Annotated in this window: 11 protein-coding genes; 5 read left to right on the forward strand and 6 right to left on the reverse strand. The window is 63.6% G+C overall.

All coding sequences use genetic code 11. The features are described from left to right. Positions 1-21: 21 nt before the first annotated feature. The 5 genes from zwf to J0I79_RS18245 all read left to right on the forward strand — a co-directional run bounded on the left by zwf (position 22) and on the right by J0I79_RS18245 (position 5,429). A complete protein-coding gene (gene zwf / locus J0I79_RS18225; RefSeq protein ID WP_292861681.1) occupies positions 22-1,398 on the forward strand; it encodes a glucose-6-phosphate dehydrogenase in 1,377 nt (458 codons plus the stop codon). 31 nt (positions 1,399-1,429) lie between these two features. Beyond that, positions 1,430-2,134, forward strand: coding sequence for an ROK family protein (locus tag J0I79_RS18230; protein WP_292861685.1), 705 nt, complete (start codon positions 1,430-1,432; stop codon positions 2,132-2,134). Positions 2,135-2,349: 215 nt separating this feature from the next. Continuing rightward, on the forward strand, positions 2,350-2,814 hold the full coding sequence (locus J0I79_RS18235) for a MucR family transcriptional regulator (protein ID WP_292861688.1): 465 nt from the start codon (positions 2,350-2,352) through the stop codon (positions 2,812-2,814). Positions 2,815-2,937: 123 nt separating this feature from the next. Beyond that, positions 2,938-4,038, forward strand: coding sequence for a pyridoxal phosphate-dependent aminotransferase (locus tag J0I79_RS18240; protein WP_292861691.1), 1,101 nt, complete (start codon positions 2,938-2,940; stop codon positions 4,036-4,038). Between the two features lie 152 nt (positions 4,039-4,190). After that, a complete protein-coding gene (locus J0I79_RS18245; protein WP_292861693.1) occupies positions 4,191-5,429 on the forward strand; it encodes an MFS transporter in 1,239 nt (412 codons plus the stop codon). 45 nt (positions 5,430-5,474) lie between these two features. Here the strand turns inward: J0I79_RS18245 and J0I79_RS18250 are convergent, their stop codons facing one another. From J0I79_RS18250 to J0I79_RS18275, 6 genes are all read right to left on the reverse strand, one after another. Continuing rightward, a complete protein-coding gene (locus tag J0I79_RS18250) occupies positions 5,475-6,197 on the reverse strand; it encodes a hypothetical protein (protein WP_292861695.1) in 723 nt (240 codons plus the stop codon). An 18-nt stretch (positions 6,198-6,215) separates the two neighbouring features. Next, on the reverse strand, positions 6,216-6,704 hold the full coding sequence (locus tag J0I79_RS18255; protein WP_292861698.1) for a type II toxin-antitoxin system antitoxin SocA domain-containing protein: 489 nt from the start codon (positions 6,702-6,704) through the stop codon (positions 6,216-6,218). Between the two features lie 230 nt (positions 6,705-6,934). Then, positions 6,935-7,645 carry a glutamine amidotransferase gene (locus J0I79_RS18260; RefSeq protein WP_292861701.1) on the reverse strand — a complete coding sequence of 237 codons (711 nt, stop codon included), beginning with the start codon at positions 7,643-7,645 and terminating at the stop codon, positions 6,935-6,937. 33 nt (positions 7,646-7,678) lie between these two features. Further along, a complete protein-coding gene (locus tag J0I79_RS18265) occupies positions 7,679-8,158 on the reverse strand; it encodes a TerB family tellurite resistance protein (protein WP_292861704.1) in 480 nt (159 codons plus the stop codon). A gap of 37 nt (positions 8,159-8,195) precedes the next feature. After that, a complete protein-coding gene (locus J0I79_RS18270; RefSeq protein ID WP_292861707.1) occupies positions 8,196-9,782 on the reverse strand; it encodes a heme biosynthesis protein HemY in 1,587 nt (528 codons plus the stop codon). A gap of 10 nt (positions 9,783-9,792) precedes the next feature. Further along, positions 9,793-11,262 carry a phage tail protein gene (locus J0I79_RS18275; protein WP_292861709.1) on the reverse strand — a complete coding sequence of 490 codons (1,470 nt, stop codon included), beginning with the start codon at positions 11,260-11,262 and terminating at the stop codon, positions 9,793-9,795. Positions 11,263-11,325: the final 63 nt, after the last annotated feature.

The raw sequence follows: 11,325 nt of genomic DNA on the forward strand, positions 1-11,325 counted from the left end.
GCCAGAGCGGGAGACGCACGCATGAGCCAGGAACGGTCCGACACGCTGGTGCTCTTCGGGGCGACCGGCGACCTCGCCCACAAGAAGATATTTCCGGCCCTCTACCAGATGGTCGCCAAAGGCACGCTCACCGAACCGGTGATCGGCGTCGCCTTCGACGCCTGGGACCTGAAACAGCTGCAGGACCGCGCCCGTGACGGCATCGTCAACGCGCTCGGCCAGGTCGACGAGAAAGTGTTCGCCAAGTTCGCCTCGCAACTGCGCTATGTCAGCGGCGACTACCGCGACCCCGCCACCTTCGAGAAGTTGAAAACGGCGCTGGGCAGCGCGCAGCGGCCGCTGCACTACATGGCGGTGCCGCCGACCATGTTCGAGACCGTCGTGCAGGGGCTGGAGCAGTCCGGCACCGCGCATGGCGCGCGGCTGATGGTGGAAAAGCCCTTCGGCCACGACCTGCAATCGGCGCGCTGGCTGAACCGGGTGCTCCACCTGGTGTTCGACGAACAGTCGATCTTCCGCATCGACCACTATCTCGGCAAGGAAGCGATCCAGAACCTGCTCTATTTCCGCTTCGCCAATTCCTTCCTCGAGCCGATCTGGAACCGCAATTTCGTCGAGAGCGTGCAGATCACGATGGCCGAGGATTTCGGCGTCGAAGGTCGCGGCAAGTTCTATGACGATGTCGGTTGCATCCGCGACGTCATCGAGAACCATCTGCTCAACATCCTCTTGCTGCTCGCCATGGAGCCGCCGGTCGGCCGTTCTGCCGACGACCTCATCGACGAGAAGGTGCAAGTGTTGCGAGCCATCCGCACGCTGACGAAGGACGATGTCGTGCGCGGCCAGTTCGCCGGCTATCTGGCCGAACCCGGCGTCAGGCCCAATTCGCCGGTCGAGACCTTTGCCGCGGTGCGCTTCTTCGTCGACACCTGGCGCTGGCAGGATGTGCCCTTCTTCATCCGCGCCGGCAAGAACATGCCGGTGCATGTCACCGAAGTGGTGGTGCGGCTGAAGCGGCCGCCGCTCGATGTCTTCGACCCGATCAAGCCCGCCGACCAGAACTATGTGCGCTTCCGCATCGACCCGCAGGTGATGATCGCTATCGGCGCCCAGCGCAAGGCGCCCGGCGACGACATGATCGGCGAGCAGGTGGAGCTCACCGCGCTCGACGACTCCAAGGGCGACATGCCGCCCTATGAGCGGCTGATCGGCGACGCCATGAACGGCAACGGCCAGCTCTTCACCCGCCAGGACGCCGCCGAACTTGCCTGGCGCATCGTCGGGCCGGTGCTCGGCGATACCACGCCGCCGCACATCTATGAGCCGAAGACATGGGGACCGGCGGACGCCATGGCCGGCTTCGGCCCGCCCAATGGCTGGATCGACCCGGTGGCATGAACGCCCGGGTGGCATCAACGGAGGGGAAGCAATGGCCAAGACGGTGAAGAAAGCAGCATCCGGTCCTGAACAGGTCGTGCTGGCGATCGATATAGGCGGTTCGCACGTCAAGATCCTGGCCAGCGACGGCGGCGCCGAGCGACGGGCCGATTCCGGCCCCGACCTGACGCCTCGGCAGATGATCGACAAGGTGAAGGCGCTGGCCGAGGGCCTGTCCTACGACGTCGTCTCGATGGGTTATCCCGGCCCGGTCCGCCAGAACAAACCGACGCGCGACCCCATGAACCTCGGCAAGGGTTGGGCCGGCTTCGACTTCGCCGCCGAATTCGGCAAGCCGGTCAAGGTCGTCAATGACGCGCTGATGCAGGCCATCGGCAGCTACGAGGGCGGGCGCATGCTGTTTCTCGGGCTGGGAACGGGCCTCGGTGCCGCGATGGTCCTCGAAAGCGTGGCCCAGCCGATGGAACTTGCCCATCTCCCCTACAAGAAGGGTGGAAGCTTCGAGGACTATGTCGGCGAACGCGGCCTGGAAAAGCGCGGCAAGAAGAAATGGCGCAAACATGTCTTCGACGTCGTCGACCGGCTGCGGGCGGGACTGCAGCCGGATTATGTCGTCATCGGTGGCGGCAATGTCGACAAGCTCGACGAACTGCCTGCCGGGTCGAGGCGCGGCGACAACACACGCGCTTTCGAAGGCGGATTTCGTCTGTGGCGAGACAAGGCGCTGATCGTCTGATATTATTACAGTTTAGTATAGTTGTTCAAAATAACGTGTGACGCCACGTCAGTGATTGCGCGGCGCAGATTTGCCGACTAGGAATTCTGGTCAAATTACACTGCGGCGCGCCCAGGGCATATGTGAAAGCCGCTCCAGCACTTTGAGTTCGCGCGGCGGCCTTTCGAAAACGATCCCGATTTTCGAGGCCACGCGCCATAGACGGAGGAACTAGATTGACCGACGACAGCAACGAGGCCCGCAAGGACATCGACCTTCTGGAGCTGACCGCCCACATCGTATCCGCTTACGTCGAGAAGAATCGCCTGCCCGCCTCCGGCCTTGCGGACCTGATCGCCAGCGTCGCCACCTCGATCGGCGGGCTCGGCAAGCCGGCCGCGCCCGTCGCCGAACCCCTGGTTCCGGCGGTCAATCCCAAGAAGTCGGTGACGCCGGATTTCATCATCTGCCTCGAGGACGGCAAGAAGTTTAAATCGCTGAAGCGGCACCTTGGCGTGCATTTCGGCCTGACCCCGGATGCCTACCGCGCCAAATGGGGCCTGCCGTCGGACTATCCGATGGTCGCCCCGAACTACGCGGCGTCGCGTTCCGAACTGGCGAAGTCGATCGGCCTCGGCCGCAAGGCCGTCGAAGTGGCGCCCGCCAAGACCAAGGGACGCAAGGCCAAGGTCTCGGCCTGAGGGACCCGGCCCTGAGCCAACAGTTAGGACGACTGGAATAGAAGCCTGCCGGCGAAACCGCCTTGGCAGGCTTCGTGTTTTTGTGGCTTGGATGAACCTTGGAATTTTTCTGAGGGGGAAGCCATGAACTACGCCAGGATGGTCATCGAGAAGGAAGCGCCGGAGGAATACGGCTACGATCGTATCCGCTACAATCTCTCCGAAAGCTCGATCGCCGACCAGAAGCTGTCCGACATCGGCCTGTCGGTGCCCGACCTGACGCTGTTTTATGGAGAACATCGCGGCGACAAGCCGTTGCGCGCGCTGATCGCGGCGCAGGATGCCGGCATCTCATCAGACGATGTGCTGGTCACGGCAGGTGCAGCCGGCGCGCTGTTCATCATTTCGACCGCGTTGCTGTCGGCGAGCGACCATCTCGTCGTCATCCGTCCCAACTACGCCACCAACATCGAGACGCCCCGGGCGATCGGCTGCGCCATCAGCTTTGTCGACCTCCGTTTCGAGGATGGTTTCGCCATCGATGTCGAGGCGATCAAGGCGGCGATGCGGCCCAACACCAGGCTGATCAGCGTCACCTGCCCGCACAATCCGACGGGTACGATGATGTCGCGGGCCGACCTCGACGCGCTGGTGGCGCTGGCCGAGAGCCGTGACTGCCGGTTGCTGGTCGACGAGACCTATCGCGACCTCTCCTATGGCAGGCGCCTGCCCTCGGCGGCATCGCTCAGCCCGAAGGCGATCAGCGTCTCGTCGCTGTCGAAAGCCTTCGGCATTCCCGGCATCCGCATCGGCTGGCTGATCACCAGGGACCCAGCGCTTCAGGAGACATTCCTCGCCGCCAAGGAGCAGATCGGCATCTGCGGCAGCGTCATCGACGAAGGCATTGCGCGCGGCATGCTTGAGCGGCGCGACGCGTTCCTCGCGACACTGCTGCCCGAAATGGCCAAACGCCGCGACATCGTCCAGGCCTGGATCGACAAGGAGCCGCTGGTCGACTGGGTGCGACCCGAAGCTGGCGTCGTCGGCTTCCCGCGCCTCAATGTCGAGCCCGGCTTCGACCTCGACCGCTTCTATGCCGAGCTGCTGGAAAACCACGGCACCTATGTCGGTCCCGGCCACTGGTTCGAGATGGACAAGCGCTTCTTCCGCGTCGGCTTCGGCTGGCCGACCGAGGCCGAGCTGAGGGGCGGACTGGACGCCATTTCGGCAGCACTGCGCCGGTAACTTCCTCGTGCGATCGGCGCCACGAGGCGAAAGTCCCTTGATCCGGGTCGGATTCTGACGCATATGCGCGCCGAACTTTATCAAGTTACATTGGCCGGAACAGCGCCCGTTCGGGAAGTGCCCCGCCGGCCATCGCATCGGGGCCTTTTTCCATGACATCTGAACAGATTTCGCCGGAGCAGCGTTACGCCGCGTTCCGGCACAAAGCCTTCCTCAGCTACTGGGCGGCGCGTTTCCTCACCACCTTCGCCACCATGATCGTCTCGGTCGCGGTCGGCTGGCAGGTCTACGATCTGACGCGCGATCCCTTCGACCTCGGCATTGTCGGCATCGTCCAGTTCCTGCCTTCACTGCTGCTGGTGCTGGTCACCGGCGTCGTCGCCGACCGCTTCGGGCGCCGGCTGATCATGACCCTGTCGACATTGATCGAGGGCGCCTGCGCGCTTGCCCTGCTGATGCTGACGCTGCGCGGACTGACCAGCCCGCTGCCGATCTTCGCCGTGCTGGTCCTGTTCGGCATCGCCCGCGCCTTCTATGGCCCGGCATCGTCCTCGCTGTTCGCCAATCTCGTCCCGCCGGAGGATTTCGCCAACGCGATTGCCTGGAATTCATCCGCCTGGCAGACCGCGACCATCATCGGCCCGGTCGCCGGCGGCCTGCTCTACGGCGTCTCGCCGGAAGCCGCCTATGCGACGGCGGCCTTATTGATGCTGATTGCCGCGCTGCTGATCTTCACCATTCCAAAGCCGGCGCAGCAGACCGCCACCGACAAGCCGACGATGGAAACCCTGTTTGCCGGCTTCCGATACATCTGGAGCGAGAAGATCGTGCTCGGCGCCATCTCGCTCGATCTCTTCGCCGTGCTTCTCTCCGGCGCCTCGGCGCTGCTGCCGGTCTATGCCCGCGACATCCTGCAGCTCAGCCCCTGGGGCCTCGGCCTGCTGCGTTCCGCGCCCGGCATCGGCGCCATCTGCGTTGCCGTCTGGCTGGCCGGCCACCCGATCCGCGACCATGCCGGCAAGATCATGCTGAGCTTCGTGGCGGCGTTCGGGGCCTGCACCGTGCTGTTCGGCCTGTCCACCCTCACCTGGCTGTCGATCGCGGCCCTTGCCTTGCTCGGCGCCACCGACATGTTCAGCGTCTACATCAGGGAAACGCTGATCCAGCTCTGGACGCCCGATGAGGTCCGCGGCCGCGTCAACGCCGTCAACCAGGTCTTCGTCGGCGCCTCCAACGAGGTCGGCGAATTCCGCGCGGGAACGATGGCGGCGCTCATCGGCACGGTCCCGGCGGTGGTGGTTGGTGGCATCGGCGCCGTCGCCGTCGCGGGGCTATGGGCCTGGCTGTTCCCGGCACTGAGGCAAGTGCGGCATCTCAACAGCCGGGATTGATTCGGTAGCGGGTCTAAGCGGAGGATCCGGCAGATGGGCCAATATCTATGTTGGCTCGGGCTCATCGCCTAGTTCAAGCAGAAGGTCATGTACGTTCTGTATCTCAGGTGCCAGATCATCCATTGAGATCAAGTTATCTCTATGAAGCTGTACAATCCTCGGGCATCGAACCCTTGGCAACTTGTCCCGGCGCCCCGCAGACGTTTCAAAATCGCAACTGAGATCGGCCAGTTCTACGCGCGCCTCTTCGAAATCGTCAGTCGAATATGCGTGATGAATGATTGAAAGCAGGATCGTGATTGTGTGATCATCAAGTCGCTCCCTTCTCGGAAAGGGGAACTGAAAAATTGGACTCTGGTCTTTTACCAGATAGAGTTCAAGACCAATTGCGGCTGTTCTCTTTAGGCCAAGAGGAAGATTTCGCGGCGGATGATCGTAGGCAAGATAATTTTGCGGACGAACTAGGTCGAAGAGCGTCAGAGCGGCATCAACATTGATGTCCTCGTCCACACCGTTGCAGGCAATCCGTATGTGCTTTTCAAGCGACTCACGATCAACGGGCGGAGATAAATCGAGACCCCGGGTCACTCCGTAGATTGAAGCGATAGCGCCACGGAAGTGGCGATAGCTCGGAAACTTTCCTCCGTCGACCGCTCGATGGAGATATTTTCTAAGCCATTCTTTGCGAAGAAGCCGGGAAATGGTGACAGCTTGCGCAAGATCAATGAACTGAATGCGATTGAGAAGGCCAACTGCCTTTCGCTTCATTTTCCCCAATAAACACCTCTAAACGGTCTGCAGACCTTCAAAATAAGAGGAGATCAAATCGTTTTTGATTCGCATCCCGATGTTAACATGGAATTTTGCGGCCTCTATGGTCCTTGACCAAGGCGTGCCCTGCTGATGGGTGATATCCACAAGGGCAAAGCTGGGAATTTCCAGATACTTATAAAGATGCTGTTCTATTGTCGCTACAGCTGCGTTGTCTACCAACTTTGGAAAAGGCAAAGTTATGCGCCTCACTGGATCCAACTTCTTTGCTAGTTCGGTAATTGGCTGATCTCCGAACGCCTTGAAAGCATCATATACAGACCGCTGTACTGGACCAAAGTCCCACGCCTCGAATTCGGATTTGATTAGAGGTTGCCGATGTTCCAAGAGATGATGACCATGCAGGAAATAGAGAATCTTCTGAACGTCGATCTGCGTGACTTCTAATTCTTCCGCCCATACTCGATGAAGTATTTCATTGGCGATCAGCCGCGCGTCAAACATGTGTTCCGCCTCATTTTTCAACTCAAACAGGGTACAAACCGAGATTTAAGGTGACCTTAACAGTATGACAACGCCCGGAAAGCTGAGACGTTCATTAGCCCCACCTTTCTCAGCCGAAGCTCTGAGCATCTGCGAGCGCATCCTGTATGGGCGGAACTCGCTCTGCCGGCATCACAGCAATGCGGTCCGGAGCACCGGGCCCCCCTTCCAATTCCGTCACTTGGGTTTACCTATCCCACCCCGCCAAACACCATACGCAAAAACTCGCTCAGCCAGCGCCTCAGATGCATGTCCCAGATCAGCCGGCCGCCGAGATGGTCGCGGCCGGGCTGCGCGCCCGGCAGGTCGAAGCGGTGCGCGCCGCGCACCACCCAGCGGTGCATCATCACCATGGTGAGTTCGCCGTGGAACTGGATGCCCCAGGCATTGTCGCCATAGCGGAAGGCCTGGTTGGGATAGGTTTCGGACGTCGCCAGCAGCGTAGCATCGCTGGGCAGCGAAAAACCCTCGCGATGGAACTGGTAGACCATTTCGGGCCAGTGCATCAGCTTGCGGCCCGCCTCGGTCGCCTTCAGCGGATACCAGCCGATCTCGACCAGCCCTTCGCCGTGACCCTCGACCTTGCCGCCGAGATGATTGACCAGCATCTGCGCGCCCAGGCAGATGCCGAGCAGCGGCCGGTTTTCCCTGAGCGGAATTTTCAGCCAATCAGTCTCGCGGCGGACGAACTCGTCCTCGTCATTGGCGCTCATCGGCCCGCCGAACACCACCGTGCCGGCATGGCCGTCCAGCGTTTCGGGCAAGGCATCACCGAGCGGCGGGCGCCGTATGTCGAGCTCGAAGCCCTCTTCGAGCAGCATGTGGCCGACACGTCCGGGGCTCGAATTCTCCTGATGCAGCACGATCAGGATTTTGGGCTTCGAACTCGTTGCGCGCGGCATCGGCAGGCGGGGTCCCGTCTATTCGTCGCTTGTCTATTCGTCGCTTGAGGTTCCACGGGCGCCCGGGGCTTGCGCCGCCGCCTTGCGGCGCGCCTCGACCCGGTCGTGACGCTCGACGCCGATCAGTTCGGCCACGCGCCACACCGTATTGTCCTCCAGCTCGTGCAATTCGCCATCGGCATAGACGATCTCCCACATCAGGCCGATGAAGGCCTTGCGCCCCTCGGCATCGAGATGCCGCTTGAGCACGCTGGTGAAGGCATAGAGGTCGATCGCCTCATTGTCGGCGCGCTCGCCGGCCGCGGCCAGCGCCTCGAGTTCGGCGCCGCTGACCGAATAGGTTTGCGCCAGCACCGCCTTGAACCGCTCCCATTCGACATCCTGCCGCACGCCGTCGGCATTCATCACATGGTAGAGCAACGCCGAGGCCGCGACGCGCGGATCGTCCGTGCTGGCATGCTTGCCGGCGCCGACCGGCAAATCCCTGAGAAACGACAGTACCCGATCGAACATCAATTCATTCCCAATTGGCCTGATGACCGGCCGGACATCAAAACAACCGGAACCGGCGCGGCGACTTTTCCGCCTCGTCGTCCGGATCGACGCCCGGATCGTCGGGCAAACGCGTCAGTTCCTCGGCCGGCTCGACGGCCTCGGCATCGGCAGGCACCTCGGCGAAGGCGGCGGCCGTGACCGGCGTGACATGGTCCTCGTGGCTCCCGGCCTGCTTGCCGCCTGCTTCGCCGACATGCTCGATGACGTCGACCGGCTTTTCCGGGACCGGCCTTGCCGGCGCTTCAATGGCCGCGACCGTCACGTCATCGTCGCGGCTGTCGATCAACTGGCCAAGACGTTCCATCGGCGCGCGCCATTCGAACGCATCGAGCCGTCCGGTGACGGGCGATACCGGCGCCCAGCGCTCCGACGCCACGCCGTCGGCGACCCAGGCCGGATCACGCGGCGCCCGCACCGCCTTGGACAGGAGCTGCCGCACCTTGCCCTGGTCGCCGGTCTCGGCCTCCTCGATGTCGGCCAGCAGGAGATAGGCGCCCTCGCGGCGGTCCATGCGGATCGCGGCCTCGGCCTCGCGGCGGGCGGTCGCGAAATCCTGCGCGTCGAGCGCGGCGCGCGCCACCGTCATCGACGATTCGGCGTGGTTCTTCTTCATCTCCTGCAGCTTCTTGGCCCGGTTGAGCCGGTCGAGCACGGCGTCGCCCGGGCGCGCGTGGGTGTAGAGCTCGGCGATTTCCGGATGCGGCTCCGAGCGCCAGGCCGTCTCCAGGATCTTCGATCCCTTGCGCACATCGTTCTGCTTGAACAGCGCCGCGGCGGCGGCAACGGCGGCGGGCGCGAAATCCGGCCGCAGCCTGTTGGCCTCGATGGCCGCTGTCCTTGCGGCGGCGGGATCGCTGTCGGCCAGCGATTGCGCCTTCGCGGTCAGAAGCACCGCCCGGCGGCGGCTGGCGGCGTCGCGTTCGATCTGCCGTGTCGATTTCTGCGCGTCGACAAGCTTGAGGGCCCCGTCCCAGTCGCCGCGCGCCGTCAATTCCTCCAACGTCGATTCGGCGGCCCAGGCCAGCTGCGGCGCCATGGTGGCGGCGCGGCCGGCATAGTGACGCGCCGCATTGCGGTCGCCCAGCCGTTCGGCTTCCAGATAAAGCCCGCGCAGTCCGAGCAGCCGCATTTCGGGGTCGTCCAGCATGCTCTCGAATTTCTGCCGCGCGCCCTCGTGATCGCCTTCGAGCAAGGAGGCCTGCGCCTCCAGAAGGTGGATCAGCGGCTCCTGGTCGGAGCGGATCAGCTTGGCGGCTTCCTTGGTCTTCTTGCGGGCCAGCGCTCCGTCGCCGGCGCCGGCGGCGATCATGCCGGTTGACAGCGCCTGGTAGCCACGGTCGCGGCGGCGCACGCGGAAATAGCGCGAGATCGTGTAGGGGCTGTTCCACAGCGACTTGATCAGCCACCACAGGATCATCACGGCGGCGACGACGGCAACCACCGCCACCGCGGCCACCATCAGGCTGACCTGGTACTGGTAGCCATTGAAGGTGACGACCATGTCGCCCGGCCGGTCGGCCAGCCAGGCAAAGCCCAGTCCGAGCGCGAAGACGACGATGAGGAAAGCGAGCAGGCGGATCATGGCTTTGCCCTCATGCCTTCATCGCGCCGGAGATCAGCGCGTCGACCTGGGTTTCGACCTCGATGCGCGCCTTCAGTTTGCCGGCAAAGTCGGCCCCGGCGGCCTTCGCGGCCTTGGGCAGCGTATTGTATTCGCTTAGCGCCTTGGCGTAGTCGCCCTGATTGACCGCCACTTCCATGCGCGCCACGGTTTCCGGCGCCCCGGCGCCCTCGACGGCGCCGATCGGCCGAACCTTGACCAGCGATTCGGCGCTCGCCATGAGGTTCTGCAGGAAGCCGGCATTCTGATCGACCGGCGTGGCGGCCGCGACCATGGCGTTGGCCGCGGCATCCATCTGCGAGGCGATCTCGGTGCGGGTCGGCACGCCCTTTTCGGCATAGGGCCGCAAGGTTGCCAGTTCCGGTGCGTTCGGCGAGATCGCGGCCAGCGTGTCGAGTTCGGCCGAGAACGGCGCGCCACGGTCGAGCGCCGCTTTCAGCGCCGAAGCAGCGATGGCGAGCGCGATCTTCGGCTGCGACGCCTGCGCGTCGACCTTGCCGGAAAGCTGCGATACCGACTGTTCCAGCGCCGCGAGCCGGCCATCCTGCGCCTTGGCAGCCTCGCCGGCCGATTTCACCAGCGCATCGAGACCGGCCAGTTTTTCATTGAGCGGGCCGAGATCGACCGGCGCCGCGCTGCCGGCCTTGCCAAGGGCAGCGACCTCGGTTTCGATCTGCTTGACCTTGTCGCCAAGCGCGGCAAGCCCGGCATTGTCGCCGGTGCCACCCTGTTCGACCGTCGACTTCAGCGCCGCGACATCGCTTTTCATCTGGTCGAGCGCCGCCGACAGTCCCTCGACCTTGGCCGAGGCGCCGTTGTTGCCGCCGGCTTCCTTGAGGCTGGCGATTTCGCCCCTCAGCGAGGCGATCTCGCCATTGACGCCATCGAGCGACACACCGGCGCCGGAACCCGGCGCGCCAAGCAGGCCGGCGAATTGCAGGCCGCCGGCTGCGGCCAGCGCGATGACGCCGCCGACGATGCCGGCCGCGATGCCGTTCATGCCGCCGCGCTTCGCCTGCGCTGCCATGGGTTCGCTCCTTGCGTCTGTTTTTCCCGAGGCCGCCCTGGTGTCCGCCGCTTTGGCGGTTGCGTCCTCGAAATTGTAATCGGAGGGCCTTGCGGGATTCGGCGGCAGGTCCGAACCGGGGTATGGCATTTCAGCGTCGCTGGCCTTGGCGCCAGCCTGCGCGCTCTCTTCCGTCCGTCCCGGGCCATCGGCATGTTCCCAGGGCTCGAGATCGGTCTGGTCGGCATGCACGGGCTCTTGCGGAACCTCCGGCTGAGAGGCGGTAACCGCTTCCTCGGTCTTTACCTCGTCGGTCGGGGCCGTTTCCTTGGTGGCGTCCTCGTCGACGATGCGCGAGACGGCGCCGGGCTCGAGATCGATCGTCACCGGCTCGCGGCGGCTTTTCGAGTGTCGCATCTTCGGCGTCTTGACCATGCCTGGGCTCCGCAAAATTCGCTTCGTCTCAACGCCTGGCGGCGCATGATGGTTCTAAAAAGG

Origin of the sequence: Mesorhizobium sp. (assembly GCF_017306585.1) — a bacterium.
Classification (GTDB): Bacteria; Pseudomonadota; Alphaproteobacteria; order Rhizobiales; family Rhizobiaceae; genus Mesorhizobium.